The 20,169-nt window shown below is 26.3% G+C and carries 20 protein-coding genes and 1 pseudogene; 7 read left to right on the forward strand and 14 right to left on the reverse strand.

What is annotated here, in order from left to right:
• The first annotated feature begins 55 nt into the window (after positions 1 to 55).
• The 3 genes from J7M87_RS19555 (at position 56) to J7M87_RS20480 (ending at position 1,922) form a co-directional block, all read left to right on the forward strand.
• Positions 56 to 736 carry a helix-turn-helix transcriptional regulator gene (locus tag J7M87_RS19555; protein WP_291653813.1) on the forward strand — a complete coding sequence of 227 codons (681 nt, stop codon included), beginning with the start codon at positions 56 to 58 and terminating at the stop codon, positions 734 to 736.
• Positions 737 to 746: 10 nt separating this feature from the next.
• Positions 747 to 1,211, forward strand: coding sequence for an ImmA/IrrE family metallo-endopeptidase (locus tag J7M87_RS19560; protein WP_291653815.1), 465 nt, complete (start codon positions 747 to 749; stop codon positions 1,209 to 1,211).
• A 351-nt stretch (positions 1,212 to 1,562) separates the two neighbouring features.
• Positions 1,563 to 1,922, forward strand: coding sequence for a helix-turn-helix domain-containing protein (locus J7M87_RS20480; protein ID WP_365846382.1), 360 nt, complete (start codon positions 1,563 to 1,565; stop codon positions 1,920 to 1,922).
• Positions 1,923 to 2,061: 139 nt separating this feature from the next.
• Here J7M87_RS20480 and J7M87_RS19570 read toward each other — a convergent pair whose 3' ends face one another.
• From J7M87_RS19570 to J7M87_RS19600, 7 genes are all read right to left on the reverse strand, one after another.
• Positions 2,062 to 2,280: a hypothetical protein gene (locus J7M87_RS19570; RefSeq protein WP_291653816.1), complete on the reverse strand. Its 219-nt coding sequence runs from the start codon at positions 2,278 to 2,280 to the stop codon at positions 2,062 to 2,064.
• Positions 2,281 to 2,676: 396 nt separating this feature from the next.
• Entirely contained in the window at positions 2,677 to 2,991 is a 315-nt protein-coding gene (locus J7M87_RS19575) for a hypothetical protein (RefSeq protein ID WP_291653818.1), read from the reverse strand.
• A gap of 12 nt (positions 2,992 to 3,003) precedes the next feature.
• Positions 3,004 to 4,407, reverse strand: a complete 1,404-nt coding sequence (locus J7M87_RS19580; protein ID WP_291653821.1) for a hypothetical protein — start codon at positions 4,405 to 4,407, stop codon at positions 3,004 to 3,006.
• Positions 4,408 to 4,583: 176 nt separating this feature from the next.
• Positions 4,584 to 6,518, reverse strand: coding sequence for an ABC transporter ATP-binding protein (locus tag J7M87_RS19585; protein WP_291653823.1), 1,935 nt, complete (start codon positions 6,516 to 6,518; stop codon positions 4,584 to 4,586).
• Positions 6,505 to 8,244 (reverse strand): ABC transporter ATP-binding protein, encoded by a 1,740-nt coding sequence (locus tag J7M87_RS19590; RefSeq protein ID WP_291653825.1) that lies wholly within the window; start codon positions 8,242 to 8,244, stop codon positions 6,505 to 6,507. The genes J7M87_RS19585 and J7M87_RS19590 overlap by 14 nt, the downstream gene beginning before the upstream one ends.
• Positions 8,245 to 8,490: 246 nt before the next feature.
• Entirely contained in the window at positions 8,491 to 8,922 is a 432-nt protein-coding gene (locus J7M87_RS19595) for a MarR family transcriptional regulator (RefSeq protein WP_291653827.1), read from the reverse strand.
• A 973-nt stretch (positions 8,923 to 9,895) separates the two neighbouring features.
• Positions 9,896 to 10,369 (reverse strand): histidine phosphatase family protein, encoded by a 474-nt coding sequence (locus J7M87_RS19600; RefSeq protein WP_291653829.1) that lies wholly within the window; start codon positions 10,367 to 10,369, stop codon positions 9,896 to 9,898.
• Between the two features lie 617 nt (positions 10,370 to 10,986).
• Between J7M87_RS19600 and J7M87_RS19605 the strand changes: the two genes are divergently transcribed.
• Complete coding sequence (locus J7M87_RS19605; protein ID WP_291653831.1) at positions 10,987 to 11,223, forward strand: helix-turn-helix transcriptional regulator; 237 nt, start codon at positions 10,987 to 10,989, stop codon at positions 11,221 to 11,223.
• Positions 11,224 to 11,676, forward strand: coding sequence for a peptide deformylase (gene def, locus J7M87_RS19610; protein WP_291653833.1), 453 nt, complete (start codon positions 11,224 to 11,226; stop codon positions 11,674 to 11,676).
• A gap of 65 nt (positions 11,677 to 11,741) precedes the next feature.
• Here def and hydA read toward each other — a convergent pair whose 3' ends face one another.
• Positions 11,742 to 13,127 carry a dihydropyrimidinase gene (gene hydA, locus J7M87_RS19615; protein ID WP_291653835.1) on the reverse strand — a complete coding sequence of 462 codons (1,386 nt, stop codon included), beginning with the start codon at positions 13,125 to 13,127 and terminating at the stop codon, positions 11,742 to 11,744.
• A gap of 361 nt (positions 13,128 to 13,488) precedes the next feature.
• Complete coding sequence (locus tag J7M87_RS19620; RefSeq protein WP_291653837.1) at positions 13,489 to 14,430, reverse strand: hypothetical protein; 942 nt, start codon at positions 14,428 to 14,430, stop codon at positions 13,489 to 13,491.
• A gap of 166 nt (positions 14,431 to 14,596) precedes the next feature.
• On the opposite strand from J7M87_RS19620, the gene J7M87_RS19625 reads away from it, so the two are divergent.
• Positions 14,597 to 16,279 (forward strand): DUF2207 domain-containing protein, encoded by a 1,683-nt coding sequence (locus J7M87_RS19625; protein WP_291653839.1) that lies wholly within the window; start codon positions 14,597 to 14,599, stop codon positions 16,277 to 16,279.
• 249 nt (positions 16,280 to 16,528) lie between these two features.
• Complete coding sequence (locus J7M87_RS19630) at positions 16,529 to 17,422, forward strand: DUF1002 domain-containing protein (RefSeq protein WP_291653841.1); 894 nt, start codon at positions 16,529 to 16,531, stop codon at positions 17,420 to 17,422.
• 201 nt (positions 17,423 to 17,623) lie between these two features.
• On the opposite strand, the gene J7M87_RS19635 is transcribed toward J7M87_RS19630, so the two are convergent.
• From J7M87_RS19635 to J7M87_RS19655, 5 genes and pseudogenes are all read right to left on the reverse strand, one after another.
• Complete coding sequence (locus J7M87_RS19635) at positions 17,624 to 17,773, reverse strand: hypothetical protein (protein WP_365846395.1); 150 nt, start codon at positions 17,771 to 17,773, stop codon at positions 17,624 to 17,626.
• Positions 17,774 to 17,815: 42 nt separating this feature from the next.
• A complete protein-coding gene (gene ybaK / locus J7M87_RS19640; RefSeq protein ID WP_271816808.1) occupies positions 17,816 to 18,301 on the reverse strand; it encodes a Cys-tRNA(Pro) deacylase in 486 nt (161 codons plus the stop codon).
• Positions 18,302 to 18,413: 112 nt separating this feature from the next.
• The gene (locus J7M87_RS19645; RefSeq protein WP_271816807.1) at positions 18,414 to 18,566 is read right to left on the reverse strand and encodes a hypothetical protein; all 153 of its coding nucleotides are present in this window, start codon (positions 18,564 to 18,566) and stop codon (positions 18,414 to 18,416) included.
• 22 nt (positions 18,567 to 18,588) lie between these two features.
• On the reverse strand, positions 18,589 to 19,344 hold the full coding sequence (locus J7M87_RS19650; RefSeq protein ID WP_291653843.1) for a DNA adenine methylase: 756 nt from the start codon (positions 19,342 to 19,344) through the stop codon (positions 18,589 to 18,591).
• Between the two features lie 250 nt (positions 19,345 to 19,594).
• Positions 19,595 to 20,169 (reverse strand): annotated as a pseudogene (locus J7M87_RS19655) (hypothetical protein); the annotation flags it as partial.

The following is a 20,169-nucleotide window of genomic DNA, read 5'->3' on the forward strand; positions in this document are numbered from 1 at the left end:
CAAAATGACGTAAAAGACGTATAATTTGATTATAAAATAGAAAGGTAAGTGTACTATGATTAGTAAATTAGGTCTTAAAATTAAACAATTAAGAAGTAATGTAAGTTTAGAAAATGGTAAGAAATTTACTCAATCTGATTTAGCTAAAGCTCTTAATATATCTAGATCTTATTTAGGGGATATTGAAAGTGGTAGAATTCTACCTAATGAAGATCTTTTAAAAAAAATAGCTAATTTTTTTAACATTAATGTAAATGAGTTTATTAATCTAGAATTAATAGATCAGAATAAAAAACTTAAGAATAATTTTGATGTCAACACCTTAACCGATTCAGATTTAAATGAATTAGTAAGAAATTTATTAAAACTAAATAATAGTTCGACACTTAAAATTATTAGAGACAATATAAATAAGCTATCCGAGTATGAAGAACTGGAATTCAAAAAAATAAATAACTTACCTTTAAATAAATCTAATTTAGAGTCTACTGCTATAAAATCTAAATATATTGACTCTTATTTTGAACTTTTAACACAGAAAATATTATTATTATTAGATTTAGAAAGGAAAAAATCCAAAAAATTATTAGAATTTAAAAAGACTGCAAATATAAATAATAATTTCATTAGTGATTTTTCTCCAGTAGCTGCCCATGATAAAAATGGCAACTTTTCTAAGGAGGATTTTATTCATGATGAAAATATAATGGATGATGATGATTTCTGGAATAATTAATGGTGATTTTATGGATTATGAATTTTTACTAAAAGAAGCTGATACTCTTGGCGTAATAGTTAAAGAAGCTAATTTAATAACTAAAGATGGTTACTGTAAGGGAGTACGTATTGCTATAAATAATAAATTAGTAACTGATAAAGAAAAAAAGTGTATCCTTGCTGAAGAGTTAGGTCATTATTACAAAACAGTTGGAAACATAACTGATCAAAATAATATCAGTAATCGAAAGCAAGAAATAATTGCTAGACGATGGGGATATCAAAAACTTATTAGTATTGAGGATTTAATTGATTGTTATAAAAAAGGAATACCAAATAAATATGAGATGGCTGATTCTCTAGGTGTAACTGAAGAATTTTTAAATGAAGCTTTATGTTATTATAAAGATAAGTTTGGTGCATTCTACAAATTAGACAATTATATTATTAGCTTTGATCCCTTATGGATTATAGAAAAGTTTGAAGATTTTTAAATATTCCATTAAAAAGAAAAACACTAGGCATTAACCTAGTGTTTTTCACATTGCGAGACAAGCCGTAAGCGGAGTTCTGTAATATTAAAACTTTGTAATTCAATAAAACTTATTAAAATTTAGTTTTATTTATAAACCCTTTAAAATCAATAGTTTAAAGAGTTTTTATTTGTAAATTTAATGAACAATAAATATTTACTAAATCTATGAATTACAAAAAAGCCTTGGCAAAATCTCGGCAAAATTTAAGACTAGAATAAAATTATATTCTAGTCTTTTTTACATAATGTTTCTTTATATCTTGTTTAAATATCTATTTATTTGGATATGAATTCTAATGAGGTGATTATTATGAAAGAAGAGTTTATTAAATTAGAAATAAATATTCCACGTAATGAAATTAAAGATTTTATTATAGATGTTGCTTCCAGCTTAAATAATACGTCTAAAAAGCCTAACACCATTGAATCTCAACCGATTATATTAAATAAGAAAATAGATACTGACCTTTTCACTGTTTCTGAAGTAGCTCGTAAATTAAAAGTTAACACCGATTATGTTTATAGCCTAATTAAAAATGGTAATCTCTTAGCCTTAAAATTAGGTTCATTAAAAATAAGATCTACTGAATTAGAAAGATTTCTTAAATATGCTGAGGGAAAAGACTTTACTGATTTAAACAACATAAAAGAATTACAATCTGATAAATAGTGAGGTGATTAAATCGAAATGTAAGAAAGAATTTATAAGAATAGATTTAAATATAACATTAATGTTTCTATGCTTGCTATTTTTAACTTTAGGATTAATATTAAAATAAGGCACCTAGATTACTCTAAGTGCTTTACTATTAATCATTTTTTAAAACTATATCTTCTGCTTTTCTCAAATTTTCTTTATCTTTTTCTTTCGTACCATCAAATTGATTATTTATTAATAACTTTTTCTTTCCTCGAATTATAAGACATATATCTAACAAATTATTTTCTCTAAAATAAGTAAGTATATCTTTAATGGCATCATCACTATCTATTTCTACTTCCCTTATTTCTTTGAATCTATCATCCAACAGTTTAATTGTAATAGATTTCCCCTACACACTTATCATCTAAATTATTAGATTTAATACTATATGCTCTATCCATAATATTTTCCCTATTAAATATAGCGCACACATTAAAGAGTTCTTAAACTTTAATTTTCTCCATAACTTTCAGCTTACAGCATTTTCATAAGTTTTGTTATCTTAGATTTTAAATGTATATAGATAAAAAAGATTAATGGCTCCAATTACTAAAATATTAATCCTTCTATCGTCTTTCACTGCATTATTTAAGTTATGCAGTGACATGTTCTTTAAATTTTACTGATTTAACTACATTCTGTTTTAAGAATTTTTTATGCAGTTTTCTTATTGTTTATTATACATTGAAATTTAAATTATACATAAAAATGCAATTATATTTCATTTCAATATTTCCCATAAACGCTCTCTTATTTTACTTAATGGTTCATTTAACTTTTGTCTTTCATTAAAATCATCATTCCAAATATAAAACTCTGATAATCCTCCTCTTGCTGGATATAAATTTTTATACTCCCTCTGTATTTCTATAAATTGTTTTTCTGAATTACTGATATCTATACCAGCAATTTTATCAATAATACGCATAATTATTTTTTTTTGATTATTAATTGAACTATCACCATATTTATCTACAATTAATAATAACTCTTCAAATAATTGTTTTAATTCATTAATATCTTTTAATTTATCCATTTTATATTCTCCTTACTTTAGCGGTGTCTTATTTATTACTTCAACATTCAGTTTCCAAGGTTCATGTATAAATGTCTGAATGATATCCTCTCCACCTAAATACACTCCACCTTGATACCCAACAGGACCTGTATATACTGTAGTTCCTTTCGGAATTTTTATTGCATAATTTGTATCTATAATTGATGTCCCTGTAATTTCACCAGTAACTTGGTCAATCCACTGTTCTTTTACTGCTGTATCTATTCTAACTTTTGTTACTGATTCTGCTGGTTCAGAAGTGAACCATTGCCCTAAAGGCTTTCCATCTTGACCTGCTCTATAATATATTCTATCTTCAGTAAGTACTTCAATATTATATTTACCTCCATAGAAATTTGATGCTGGCTGTCCATCTATTTTTGCTAATGGTCCAGGATTTTCTATCATATTATAATCATATTTAATGTTAGCATTACCAACCCCCTTTATAGTATCACTAACCTCGTCTATCTTGTCTATATTTTTTACTACTTTTGAAGTATCTTTAGCTATATCAGAAACATTATCAAATCCTTTAAAAAGCTTTTTCAATTCACTAACCCCTGGTATTAATGCAACAAGTCCAAATGCCGTCCATCCAACATGTTTCCATGACCATTCCCAATCAACAAAGCATTTTACAAGATCTCTTCCATCCTGCGCAATACCAATAGGTGTAAAACCTACTCCAATTTCACCAACAGTTCCTAATAAAGTTATATCATCAGTATTTGTAAATTCTCCTAATATAACTTGCTTGAAAGATTTTTTTAGATATTCTTCAATTCCTTTATTGCTATTTGTTACTCCTCCAGAAATTATAGGTCCTAATGTTGTTACTCCTACTCCCATTCCAGCCATAGCTAATCCAGGATACATTCCTAAATTAAAATTTCCTGATGCTAAGCTTCCATAAAAGCCATAACTATTAATCCAGCTTACTGAAGAATTGTATATATTTTTTATTATGTTCATTCCATCTTTAAAGAAACTACTTACTCCATTAAACACCTTGTTTCCAAATGATATTAATGAATTTCCAATCTTACTTATAAAAGATTGGACTTTATAGCTTCTACTTATTGCTCTTACTCTACTTGCACATCTACTATCAACTTCTTTAAATTTTCTTACTATGTAATCTATATCTCTTATTATTTTTTCTATTTTTGAGTTATTACTTTTCAAACTACTGTAGTAACTTTGCAAATTATCTGTTTCTACTCTTATTCTACCTGATCTTCCATTTACCTGCAATTTTACTTTTGCTGAATTTATATTGTTTGATGCGCTATTTCTTCTTTCATTTGCTCTCATTAGATTACTTTTTAATAAGCTTGTCTCACTATAGGATATTCCTACTATTCCACTTCTACCTAAACTTATAGTACTCAAATTTCTTCTCCTTTATTTTATTTAATACTCTATAATATATAATTATTCTACACATTTTATTTTTTCCCTCTATATTACAATATAATTTGTAAGTTTACTAATTTATATATTGAATATATTTACTTTTTAAAACATTAAAAAAAATCCCAAGTAAATAAATACTTGAGATTTTAAATTTATTGTAGCTCGAAAGCTCCTGTATAAAGTTGATAGTATTTTCCTTTTTGCTCTATTAAATCATCATGATTTCCACGTTCTATTATTCTTCCTTGCTCAAGAACCATAATTACATCTGAGTTCTTAACTGTAGAAAGTCTATGAGCAATAACAAATACTGTTCTACCATGCATAAGTTTATCCATACCTTCTTGGACTATTGCTTCAGTTCTTGTATCTATACTTGAAGTTGCTTCATCTAGTATTAATACTGGAGGATCTGCAATGGCAGCTCTAGCAATTGCTAATAATTGTCTTTGTCCTTGTGATAAATTAGCTCCATCACCTGTTATCATAGTATCGTATCCTTGTGGTAAATGCTTAATAAATGTATCAGCATTAGCAAGTTTAGCAGCTGCAAATACTTCTTCATCAGTTGCATCTAGCTTACCATATCTAATGTTATCTGCTATTGTTCCTGTAAATAGATGTGTATCTTGAAGAACTATTCCTAGTGATCTTCTTAAATCATCTTTTTTAATTTTATTAATGTTAATTCCATCATATCGTATTTTACCATCTTGAATATCATAAAATCTATTAATTAAATTAGTTATTGTAGTTTTACCTGCACCTGTTGCTCCAACAAAAGCTACCTTTTGACCTGGCTTTGCAAATAGTTTTATGTTATGAAGAATTATCTTTTTATCATCGTATCCAAAGTCTACATCATCAAATACCATATCTCCAAGCATTCTTGTGTAAGTAATAGTACCATCACTATGAGGATGTTTCCAAGCCCATATTCCTGTACGTTCTTTTACTTCTTCTAATTCTCCATCTTCTTTTACTTTAGCATTAACTAATGTTACATAGCCATCATCAGTTTCATGTTTTTCATCTAAAAGTTCAAAGATTCTTTCTGCTCCAGCAAGTGCCATAATTACTGCATTAAATTGTTGTGACATTTGTCCTATTGGTTGATTTAAGTTTCTTGTAAGTTGTAAGAATGATGCAAGTGCACCTAGTGTAAATCCTCCAATGTTTCCTATTGCTAAAATACCACCAACTACTGCTGTAAGAACATAATTTATATAACCTAAATTACCCATAATAGGCATTAAGATATTTGCAAAAGTATTAGCTTTATAAGCACTATCACATAAAGCATCATTTAATTTATCAAAATCAACTTTTGATTCATCTTCATGACAAAAGACCTTAACAACTTTCTGCCCTTCCATCATTTCTTCTATAAATCCATTGACTTTTCCTAAATCTTTTTGTTGTTTTCCAAAGTAAAATCCGCTTTTCCCACCAATTACTTTTATAACTTTAAACATTACTAAAATCATTACTACTGCAACTAAAGTAAGAGGCAAACTTAAAACTATCATTGATAAAAATACACTAACTACTGTAATTACAGCTGATACTAATTGTGGTAAGCTTTGACTTATCATTTGTCTTAATGTATCCGTATCATTAGTATATAAACTCATTATCTCACCATGAGAATGAGTATCAAAATACTTTATTGGTAAACCTTCCATATGCTTAAACATGTCATCTCTAATTTTTTTAAGACTTCCTTGAGCCACAACTATCATAATTCTATTATATATATAAGTTGATAATGTTCCTATATAGTATATTATAGCCATCATTCCAATTGTCTTTAATAGAGGTCCAAAGTTAGGATTTGATTGACCTAAAAATGGTGTTATATAATCATCTATTAAAGTCTTTAGAAATAATGTACTTGCTACAGTTGCAAGTGAACTAATTAATATACAAAATATTACTATTAAAAATTGAAATTTATATTCTTTAAAGACATATCCCAAAAGTCTATTTAATGTCTTCATTGGATTTTTGCTTTTTCTTCCAACTGGCATTTTCCCTGGTGCTCCTGGGCCATGGCTTCTTACTTTTTGTCCATTATTTGGCTTCATCTTCACCAGCTCCTTTCACTTGACAATCATATACTTCTTTGTATATTTCATTTGTTTTTAATAACTCTTCATGAGTTCCAATTCCATCAATTTTACCATCATTTAATACTATAATCTTGTCTGCATCTTCCACTGAAGAAATACGTTGTGCAATAATTATTTTTGTAGTATCTGGAATGGATTCTTTAAATGATTTTCTAATTAATGCATCTGTTTTTGTATCTACTGCACTTGTTGAATCATCTAAAATTAATATTTTTGGCTTTTTAAGTAATGCTCTTGCAATACATAATCTTTGCTTTTGTCCACCTGATACATTTGTACCACCTTGTTCAATATAAGTATCATATTTATCAGGGAAATTTTCTATAAATTCACTTGCTTGAGCTGCATTACAAGCTTTCACTATTTCTTCATCAGTAGCATCTTTATTACCCCATCTTAGGTTTTCTTTTATAGTTCCTGAGAAAAGTACGTTCTTTTGAAGAACCATAGACACTTCATTTCTTAATGTTTCAATATCGTAATCTCTGACATCTACTCCACCAATTTTTAATGAACCACTTGTTACATCATAAAGTCTTGGAATAAGTTGAACAAATGTTGATTTTGCACTTCCTGTTCCACCTATGATTCCAATAGTTTCACCTGAGTTTATGTTTAAGTTTATATTTTCTAAGTTTAAATTATCTTCTTTTTTACTATAACTAAAGTTAACATTATCAAATTCTATAGAACCATCTTTAACTTCATATATAGGATTTTCAGGATTTTTCAAATCACTTTCTTCTTCTAATACTTCAACAATTCTTTCTGCTGCTGATTTTGCCATTGTAACCATAACAAATACCATTGACATCATCATAAGACTCATTAAAATATTACCAGCATATGTGAATAAACTCATAAGTTCCCCTGTTGTCATGCTATTTGATACTATCATCCTTGCACCAAACCAAGAGAATAATAAGATAATTGTGTACATAGTAAATTGCATTATAGGCGCATTTAATATTATTATCTTTTCTGCCTTTATAAACATGTTATATAAGTTTTGAGAAGCTTTATGGAACTTACTAATTTCATGATCTTCTCTTACATAAGCTTTTACTACACGAACACCTGTTAAATTTTCTTGTACACTAGCATTTAAATCATCGTATTTTCTAAATACCTTTTTAAAAATTGGATGAGCATTTGAAATTACAAAATATAAAGAAACTGCAAGGAATATAATTGCACCTAAAAATATTAAAGACATCTTTGCATTAATATAAAAACTCATTACCATTGCAGCTATAAGCATAAATGGTGCTCTTACTAGTGTTCTAATAATCATTAAATATGCATTTTGAACATTTGTTACATCTGTAGTTAATCTTGTTACAAGCCCTGCTGTTGAATATTTATCTATATTTGAAAAAGAATAATCTTGTATTTTATAAAACATTCCTTTTCTTAAATTTTTAGCAAATCCTGTAGATGCCTTAGCTCCAGTTTTTCCAGCTAAAGCTCCAAATGTAAGAGATACAAATGCCATAACTAACATGATAACTCCAAGTATAGTTACATACTTCATATCCCCTTTCTCTACTCCATTATCAATAATCATAGCCATTAAAACAGGAATAATTACTTCAAGTATTACTTCAAATGCAATAAAAACAGGAGTTAAGATTGAATCTTTTTTATACTCCCTAATATAACTAGCTAATTTTTTAATCATACTATTCCTCCTTTTGTTAGATTTCTAACCTTAGTATTAAAAAACATTCTATTTTTTATTAGTTTTCACCCAAAATAATAAAACATAATATATGAATTATTTAATCCTTTTTCTTAACTAAATTTATACTAACTCATAATAAAAACTAAATTTATTATTTTAATAGCTTAAAGAAATTAAATAAAATTCACTATTTAAAATAATTAATTTGTTAGGCTTCTAACTAATCAATTAAAAAAAATTGCATCAATCTGCAATCTTCTTAGTTAATCTCTCTAATATTTCGTTAAACAATTCAAGTTCTTCTTCACTTAAAGAATCAGAAATTATAGATTCTACAATTTCAATTTCTTTGTATACAGATTTATTAATTTCAATTCCCTTATCAGTTAATATAATCTTTTTAAGTCTTGCATCTTCACAAACACTAACTCTTTCGATTAATCCATTTTTCTCCATCAAAGAAAGTACACTTGTTACTGAAGAACGTCTAATATCAAATTCTTCTTCAATTGTTTTTTGAAATATGTCTCTCTTAGGTGCTTGATGAAATATAAACCCTAGAATTTTTGCTTGCATACTGCTTATCCCATATTCTAAGGCTACTTTTCCTATTCTTCTCTTAATTTTATGAGACAGTATATTAATTTTTCTTCCAATGTGTTTTATTTCACTCATTAATTACACCCACACTTTTGTTAGACTTCTAACTAATTATAAAACTATTTAGCATTCTTGTCAATCTACTGGATTCGATTACAATAAATATTTAATTATTTTAATTTTATTTTTAATTATTTTGCCTCTTAAAATACAAAAGATTTTCTGGAAAATAATATAGTTAACCTTATAGTTTCAAGAATATCACGTTTCATTATTCCCTTGACTTTTTATATTTATCAATTTAAATATATAATAATACTTTAATTGTAGTTACTATTGATATTCTATACAGTAACTACAAATATACATATAGTTTCATTTATACATTAATTAGAAAATGGTACAAAAGAACTTTTTTCTCCAGAAAACTTAAATACATCTCATGTTAATGTTAATCTTGATATTATTGCGAAGGAAGGGATGAAATAATAATTTAAATACATCTCATGTTAATGTTAATCTGATCTTAGGAACAGGAGGACTTCCTGTTACTACATTTAAATACATCTCATGTTAATGTTAATCTGTATTTAACTGAAAATCCAGTTAATTTTAATGAATTTAAATACATCTCATGTTAATGTTAATCCATTGATTTTAAGCCTTTCTTAAATTATACATCCCTATAAAATCATTGTAAACATCTCATTTCTCAAAGTTTTACCAGCCCTTCTTAAATTAAATAAAGTCAATTTAAATACTATCTTAATCCGGCAATATAGCTCACTTTCTAGATACTTTATAAAATAATAGCTTGGTAAAAATATTTTATTATATTTCCAATAAAATAAAGGACGTCGCGTAACGCGACTCCCTTTATAATTTAAAGAATAAATGTATTTATTAGAAATTTAAATTTCTTTTTTATCATCATACATTAGATAAATACTTCCACTACATTTAATAATCTAATTCCAAATACGATTATTACTTAAAAATTCTTTATCTTTAAAAGTTAATTTATAAATATCTGGCATACTTAAAGTTTTCAAAAATAATAATTATATTTTTTATTATAATAATTCATTATAAGAACCATAATATTTCCGTGAGTCCCTATTACAATATTTTCGCCTTTATATTTCTTTAGAAGATTTTTTAGTTCCCCTACTCCTCTACTTTGAGCTGAGTTGCTTGATTCTCCTCCATATAAAGCAAAATTGAAATCTCTCCAATATTTTGAAATTACTTTATCAAAGTCATCAATATATCCATTTGAAATATTTCTTTCTCTAAATTTATCATTTATTATTATATTTAATTTAAAATGTCTTTCTAATTTCTCTACTGTTTGTCTAGCTCTTTTATATGGGCTTGATATTATCTTAGTGATATTTTTATCTATTAATAAATCTACTACTTTCTTTGATTCATTAATTCCTTCTTCAGATAAAGGTCTATTTAATTCATCTAAATTATATTTTGAATGTGCATGTCTTACCAAATATATATTAGTAATCATTATAAATTCTCCTCTCCAAACTCATAAGTATCTCATATATATTCTTAATACAAGATATTAAACTTAAATGACATTTAACTCTAAACATGATATTAGTATATTAATTAAACTTTAAAGAAACATAAAATTAAAATAAATATTTAAATTTAATATCCATTTACTAGAAATATCATTATAACTACTATATATATTAACTATTATAAGGAAGAAGGTTAAATGAAGCCTATAAATTTTAAGAAAAATCTTATCTACTTCTCATTAATTTTTTACTTTTTGTATTAAGTATTTTATCAATATGCTTTAATTTTATTTATGCAGATTATATTACTGTAGTTTCAAGCATTATCTTTGGCCATACTTTAATCTCTTCTTTTTATAAAGAAAAAAGTTAGAAATATCATATTATTTTCTGACTATTCATTGATAAATCATTTTGTATAAATCTTTAGACTTTACATTATTTTTTTCTTATGCAAATTATGTAATATAACAAGTAGTAATAATTATCCTATAAATTATTATTACTTTCTACATATTTTATGTAAGGTTAGCTTGACACACAACCAAAGAAATGCTAAATTAAAAATGTAAGGTAAACGTTACAGGAGTGATATTTAATGAAAAATAAATTAAAACAATTTCGTGAAGATTTAGGTTTAACTCAAGAGCAATTAGGAAAGCTTGTAGGTGTTTCAAGGCAAGCAATTAATGCTATTGAAACTGAAAAATTTGAGCCCTCTATTTGGTTAGCTTATGATATTGCTAAAGTATTTCGTAGTAATATAGAAGAAGTTTTCCTTTTTGAAGAAAGTGAGAGAAAATCAAGATCTGAACAAAGTAGAGGTGTTGTTTAAATGGCATTAAGGCAAATTAGATTGTTTGGTGATGAAATATTAAGAAAAAGAAGTAAAGAAGTTTTAGTTGTTGATGATAAAATAAGACAAATATTAAATGATATGGCTGATACTATGTATAATACAGAAAATGGTGGAGGTTTAGCTGCTCCACAAGTTGGTATTTTAAAAAGATTGGTTGTAATGGATATGGGACAAGGGCTTATAAAGCTTGTTAACCCTAAAATAATAAAAAAAGAAGGAACACAAGAAGTTATTGAAGGTTGCTTAAGTTGTCCAAATAAATGGGGAAAACTTAAAAGACCAGCAAAGGTAACTGTTCAAGCATTAAATGAATATGGCAAAAAAATTATTTTAACAGGTACAGGTGATTTAGCAAAATGCTTCTGCCATGAAATAGATCATTTAGATGGTATTCTTTTTACTGATTTTGTTACTGAATATATAAAATAATTAAATAGGAAATAGTTAAATTATAATTGATATAATATTATACTTTAACTATCTCCTATTTTTTATTATAAAATTTCTTTAATTTCTCTTTTTATAAATCTACCATTACCTTTTTCCCCAATAAAGTTATTATCCTTAACTATAATTTCACCTCTTAAAATTGTATAAATAGGATAACCCTTTACTTGTATTCCTTCATAAGCAGTATAATCAACATTTGAATGTAAATCTTTAATAGTTAATTCTTTTTCTATAGTTGGATCAATTATAACTATGTCTCCATCTGCACCAACTTGTATTGAACCTTTTTTAGGATACAACCCAAAAACTTTAGCTGGATTTGTACAGCAAACTTCAACAAATTTATTAATGTTAATTTTACCTTTCATTACTCCTTCGGAAAAAATCAAAGGCATTCTTTCTTCAATTCCTGGTGCTCCATTAGGGCATTTTGTAAAATCATCTTTTCCAAGTTGTTTATCTTTATTAAAAGCAAAAGGACAGTGATCTGTTGCTACAGTTTGTATATATCCATCCTTAATTCCCTTCCATAAAGCATTTATATCCTCTTCTTTTCTTAAAGGAGGACTCATAATATATTTTAATCCTTCATTATTATCCAAATCATATTTACTATCTTCTAAAACTAAATATTGAGGACATGTTTCTGCATATATATTTTGTCCTCTATCTCTTGCCATTTTTATATAGCTTAATCCTAAATTTGAAGATAAATGAACTATATATAAAGGTGCATCACCTGCCATTGATGATAAATTTATCATTCTGTTTACAGCTTCACCTTCTGCTTCTACAGGTCTACTTAAAGGGTGATATTTAGGAGTTTTTAAATCATTTTTCACATAATAATCTTTTAGCACCTTTATGCTACCATGGTTTTCACAATGAACAGTTGTAACTCCATTAAGCTTTTTTAATCTATTTAATACTCTTAACACTTCCTCATCATTTACCATATAATCATATGTTAAATAAACCTTAAAGCTTGGTATCCCTTCATCCTTTACTATGCTTTCAATTTCATTAAGTATTTCTTCATTAACATGTTGAATTACTCCATGAAAACTATAATCTATTACTGCATTATTATCTGCATATCCATGATATACATCTACTTGATGCTTTAAATTACATCCTTTAGGACCAAAGCCCATATGGTCAACTATTGTAGTTGTTCCTCCACATGCAGCTGCAACAGTCCCTGTATAAAAATCATCATTAGCTACAGCAATTCCAACGTCTAAATTTAAATGAGTATGAACATCTACACCTCCTGGTATTACATATTTATCCTTAGCATCAATTACTTTATTTGCTTCTTTATTTATACAAGTACCAATTTCTTTTATAATGCCATCTTCAATATATATATCACCTTTATATGTTTCACTTGCTGTTATAATTATCCCATTCTTTATTAGTAATGACATTAGCTTCACTTCACTTTCTTATATTTAAAATAATATAGCTTTTCTTTACATTATTTATTATATATAAGCAATGAATATGCCAAATTAAATTTAATAGTAATAACAGTTTTATGATATATTTTTATATCAAGTTGAGAATTAGTTATCATTTTGATAAAACATTTTATACTATGGTGACTTCAAATATCTCACCTGTAATTTTAATTTCATATCATAAATTCAAATTTAAGTAATTCTGAGATAGCATTCTATTAAAAATAAGACGGAGCTGTCACACAATTAATAATGCAATATTTTACATTCTACATTTTACTTTAAATAGCTTTCTGCGACAGCCTCGTCTTATTATTTTATATTTTTATTATCTTAATATTGATTGAGACATTCTTCTGTAAGTATGTCTAATTCCTCTTATTGTTACTGAAAGTGCCATTATATTTTCAGGTAATGCTATTCCAAAAGTTCCACAATCCCCAATATGTTGAATATCTGCTCCTGCCATTTTAGAATTTAAAGCTATTTGTTCTATTATACTTTTGCTTGCACCCTCTTGTGATGTACCAATAGTAGTCATTGCTAGTGCATTATTTTCATGAATAAGAGTAATTATTTTCTTTGCTAACTCTAAATCATATCCTGGTACTGTTCCTGGAGCTGGTATTAATACAACATCTGCACCACAATCTATAAAGCTTTTTATAGCATTTTCATCATATATATTTCCACTACCTGCTCCATGCATTTTTCCTGCTATTATCAAAGTACTATCCCCTAATATTTCCTTAGCAAGCTTTATTCCGTCACAAATAGTTTTTTCAGTAACACCTGTATTAGGATTTCCTGTTAACACTATATAGTCAAAACCATATTCCTTAACCTTCTCAAGATTTTCTCTATTTAATGTATATCCTCTTTCATAAGTACTACCTTCTGGTACAGGTTCTAAGTTTACTCCTATCATTCTACCAACTAACTTCTTAATATTCTTTATATAATCTTTATTAGTTAAATTATCTTTGATTTGATCTCCTATTTTATTCAAGTTATCTATTGAAAGTAAATTAGTTCCACCATCTATACCAAAAATAAAAGGTTTTTCAAAATTAAATGTATTTAAAGTTATCATATCTGCCCCAAAGCTTGCAGCAAGTTCTAAATTAGATACTTCTCTTATATAGGGAGTATAGCTAACGATAGTCTCTGACATAACAGTTCTACCTTCTGAAGTTTTAATTATCTCCTTAAGAGTATTTTTATTTAAACCTTCAATATCACTTGTTGTTAATTCAAATATTCTTTTCATAAACATATTCTCCTTTATAGTTATTATGTAGTCTATTATATATTATTTCCCTTTAAATGAAAACGTTAATGAATATAAACTTTAAATTTTATCTTAATACTATTTAGTTATATGGAGAAAATACATATAATATGATATTCTAATATTTATAAGGGGGGTATAAATAATGAAAAAACTAATTTTCTTTTTAACATTATTATTTTCATTAACAATTCCAATAACTGTATTTGCAGATAATAAGTATTATTCAATTGATAAATTACTTATAAATGCCGAAATACAAAACAATGGGGATGTTTTAGTAAATGATGAATTTACTTATAGTTTTAATGGAGATTTTAATGGTATTTACTTAAATCTAAATTTAAATGAATCTAATGGATATTCTATTAATAATGTAACTATTGAAGATTCTACTGGAATATATAATTTAGAAAACAAAAGTGATAAATCAAATAACAGTTATGAAATTATAAATGCTGATGATAAGGTTCAAGTAAAGATTTATTCTAAAAGTAGTAATGAAGAAAAGAAATTTAAAATTGAGTATTTAGTAAACTCTGCTGCAAAGAAATATGAAGATTTTAGTTCTTTAAATTGGAGCTTTTACACAGCTTCAACAGAAAATCCAGTTAATAATGTTGAACTAAACCTTAAATTAAATTCAGCTAATTTTAATGCTAATAACTTATATTATACAGTCTATGGTGATGGGACTTTTAATACGGAAACTTCAGCCGATAAAATTAAAATTACTGGCGAAAACTTAACTTCAGATTTAGGTATTGATTTAAGATTTCAAGCTGATTTTATTAAAGCTCCAATTACAACTTCACCATTTGAAAATAATAATAATTCAAATATTATAGATAATAATATAAATGAATATGTCAAAAAAGATTCTTCTGATATGGTATTCCCTATTTTAATTCCATCTTTATTAATTTTATTAATTGCTATAATATTTTATCTTGCACACAGACGTTCAAAAAGAATTTTCAATGATACTTTAAATGAATATAGATCAAACTTTGTTTTTATACAAGAAGATAAACTTCCATATCCGCCTACTAATACAAGTCCTGCTTTGGTTGCATATTTATATGATAAAAATAATATTAATTGGGCCATAGTTCCTTCTACATTAATGTATCTAGCAAATAAAGGTTTTTATATGATAGATAGCAATATATTTGATGAAGATGAACTTATTAATGTTAAGTTTAAAAGAATAAAAGATAGCTCAGAATGTGAATATTCACATTTGAAAGTATTAATGGATTGGTTCAAGAATTATGAAGATAGTAATAATGAATTTTCTTTTGAATCCATAAAAAAGGAAATTCAAAATAGCCAAAAAAGAGCTAAAAAATTTAATAATTCCTATTGGGATTTTATAAATGAAGTTAGACTTAATGGAAGATCCCATAATTATTATATAAGTATTAAAAATAAAGAAATATTAAATAATGATGCTTACAATGAATATCTTAAATGGTCTGCATATAAAAAATACTTGTTATCACTTATAAAAACTAAAAGTATAGATAATATAAAAGAATCTATAATATATGCCCCTGCACTTGGAATAAGTTATTATGATTTAGAAATGGATCTAAATGACCTTAATGGAGATAACCTTTCTAATAATGGTTTTAACCCTACTTTTTATAGTTGTTATATGGCTAATGCATTTTTGTTTAATGAAATATACAATTCTGCCAATTACAATTATAATAACGATTCGAATTTCAATAATAGTATGGATTTTAGTAACAATAGTTTTAATGATTTTTCATCTGGAGGAGATTTTTCAGGTGGTGGAGGCGGAGATTCTGGTGCCTTTTAAATTTAAAAATTTTATTTATTAGATATAGTTATATAGATTAAATAATTAAAGTAAGCTAAGTTATATTTAATATAATTTAGCTTACTTTATATATAATAAACTATTTATTGTATTATAAGCACTAATTTCATATATTTTAATTTTTCATTAGTAAATTCTTAAATATATCTTAAAAGCCTTCTATTTTTCAACTTTCTTTAATAATATTAAAGTAAAGTAATCTTATATATAAATAAAAGGAGTTTTATTATGAAAAAAAATATACTAAAGTTAATTACAGCATGCACTGTTGCTTTTTCTTTATTTAGTTCTACTGTACAAGCACAAAGTAATGAAAGAGTAACTTTGGGTATTGACTTAACAGATGAACAAGAAGCCCAAATGTTAAAAGAATTTGGAGTTAACGAAAATGAAGTCAGCATAGATAGAATAACTAATGATGATATTATAAAACAGTTAGGTCTTGACCCTAATGATCAATCTAATTATCAAGGTGGCTGTTATTCCTCTTCATATGTTAAACTTACTAATGATGGTGGAATACACGTAACAGCTAAAAATTTAACAGAAGTTACTCCACTTATGCTTTCAAATGCTCTAGTTACATCTGGAGTAACTAATGCTGATGTAAAAGCAAGCTCACCTTTTCATGTTACTGGAACATCTGCACTATCAGGAATATTAAAGGGTTTTGAAAGTGCTAAAGGTGAAGAGTTGTCATTAAAAAATAAAAAAACAGCTCAAGAAGAAATAGAAACTACTTCAGATTTAGGTGAAGAAATTGGATATGATGAAGCTGCTAAAGTTATTAATGATGTTAAAACAAAAGTTATAAAAGAAGCTCCAAAAAATAATGAGGAGATTTCAAAAATAGTTGAAAATGTTACAAATAATTATACAGTTGAAATATCAGATGATCAAAAAGAACAAATAAAAGCATTAATGGTTAATATAAATGATTTAGACATAGATTATGATAACGTTAAAGAAACTTTAAAAAGCATAGGTAATCAAATTTCAGAAGCACTAAAAAACTCAGGTAAAGATATTCAAGATAGTGGATTCTTTCAAGGACTTCTTGATGCAATTGGAAACTTTTTTTCTAAGTTTTTTGATTGGATAAAAAGCTTAGGAAATAATTAAAAAACCGTTACTTTACTTCTTATATTACAGGAAGTTAAAATTTTATAGTGTACTACATAAAACTCCAACCAATGAATTCAAATAACGAATTCAAATTAGGTTGGAGTTTTATAATATACCTTAGGTCATATACAATATATAAGCTATATATTATCTAAGGATAGTCTAATTAATTTATGTTACTGATGACAGTAAAACTATTTACACTAAATCAGCTAACTGAAATCTGATAACTTTTTTAAGTTCATCTAAACTCAATTCTACTTGATATCCTATTTTACCAGCACTAAAAATAAATGTTTCTAATTCTTCCACTGATATATCAATTGTAGTAACAAAAGATTTTCTCATTCCGATAGGTGAGCAACCTCTAATTTCTATTTATATACTAAATTATTTTATTAGGGATTCGAATTTCGCTCTTGTCACATATATTAAATCCTTAGGATTTATTTTAATTTGATACCCAATCTTTCCAGCACTAACAATTATAAAATCTAATTCTTTAGCACTTTCATGTATATATGTTTTATACTCTCTCTTTTGTCCTATTGGTGAGCAACCCCCTCGAATATATCCGGTATACTTCATCATCTCATTAACATCAATCATTTCAACTTTCTTTTCCCCTGATATTATTGCTGCTTTTTTCAAATTTAACTCTTCTGCTACCGGAATAACAAATACATATAGCTCCTTACTAGCCCCTTGTGTCACTAAAGTTTTAAACACTTGAGTCTCATCTACTCCTATTTTGTGTGCTACCGAAATGCCATCTATTTTACCATCATTACTCTCATAAGTAATCATTTCATAATTTACTTTTTTTGAATCTAATATTCTCATAGCATTTGTTTTTATAATTTTTTCTTTCCCCATGTTTTCACCCCACTTTATATAATTATTCTATATTATACATTAATTAATCGCTCTTATACAATCAACTATTCTACTTATACAAAAAAGAGCACCCCTGCTCTTTCTTATAAAATTATTTATTTAGAGCTTTTTTCTTAACTAAATAACCAATAAGCATTGATTTTGCAATCATATCTATTTCAATAATTTCATCTTTTCCATTTATATATCCTATTAATTTTAAATTATTACATTGTTCTATTATACTTAAAATTCTTTCGTCCATATTTTATCTCCTCTTGAATTATCTAATAGTTAGTTATTATTAACTCATTATATTTTCCACGTGCTTCTTTTTCTTTAGAAATGGAATAATTAACTTTAACCTCTTTTATATTAAATCCCTTGTATAATTTTCTTGCTAAAGGATGATCATTTATTGTTAATAAAAACTTTCCTTTCAATCCTTTAAGCTTCTCGGCTAATAGTTTATGTTCCTCTTCTCTAAATTTATTTTCATATCCACACGTTTCAATATATGGAGGATCACAAAAGAAAAAACTATATTCTCTATCATACTTATCTATAATTTTTTCAAAACTTAAATTTTCTACATATGTATTTTTAAGTCTATCTCTTAGTTCTAATAATATATCTTTATAAAATATTTGTTGTCCTGGCTTAGTTATTGTTCCATATCCATAATTATTCCCTTTTCCAGCAAAACTTTGAGTTATTACATATAAAAATCTTATTGCTCTATGAATCTCAGTCATATATTCTAACGTACAATCTTTATACTCTTCAAATATATCTCGTCCACTAAATTCATATTGCAATAGCCTTTCAACTTCAGGAGCATGATATTTTATTGTTCTAAATAAATTTATTAACTCTTTATCAACATCATTTATAACTTCAATTTTACTCGGTTCCTTTCCAAAGTAAACCCATCCTGCTCCAAAAAACAATTCTATATAACAAGTATGTTCTGGTATTTGTTCTATAATTGTTTTTCTTAATTTTGATTTTCCTCCTACTCTACAAATAGGTGGCTTTAACATAATATCACCTTCTTTAAAATACTTATATTTATATTTTAAAGAACGTATGTTTGCTTGTAAATATCTATTTTATATAATAATATAATCCCTCTTCAATAAATTAATTATATGATACTTTTATATTTTATTTATAAACCAATATGTTTTGGCTAGAATTATAATATCAAATTGATATTATTAAAAATAGTTATAGTAAATAACTATAAAAAAAGCTAGTAAGTAAGATTTCTCCTACCTACTAACCTTAAAATTAATATATTGGATTTTCTGTTATGCTACTGTCATTATCTCTTGGTGCATAAATCTGTACTTTACCAAACATTTCTGTTTTAATTATTTTTATATCTCCTTTATCTTCTAATATTTCGTAAGATAGTCCTCCATACATAGAAGGTGCTAATTTTGCACATTCATTCCCCACTACTGGAGCTTTGTCTAATGGATATACTCTCCAACTTGATACATTAGGTTTTAAATTTAAATATTTTTTATTACTAACTACATACGAATAAATAACCTTTCCAGATTCATCATAAACTATAGAGTTATTTTTAATCGCCATATTCTTAGCATTTTCTAATACACTAAATGCCCCTAATTGTTTTCCATTGGATGTCTTTACTCTGTATATTACTTTAGGTTGTTCTGTAGGAGCTACTGGTTTAGGTGTAATAACTATATTATTATTATTTTTTTTATTTAATCCATATCCCTCTGCTACTCCTTCTACAATTGCATTACATACTTTAGCAAAATTATTATTGTATCTATCCATATCTCCTTGATTAGATATAAAACAAGTTTCTATTAAAGCAGCAGAAACTC

This window comes from Clostridium sp., assembly GCF_017888565.1.
Classification (GTDB): Bacteria; Bacillota; Clostridia; order Clostridiales; family Clostridiaceae; genus Clostridium.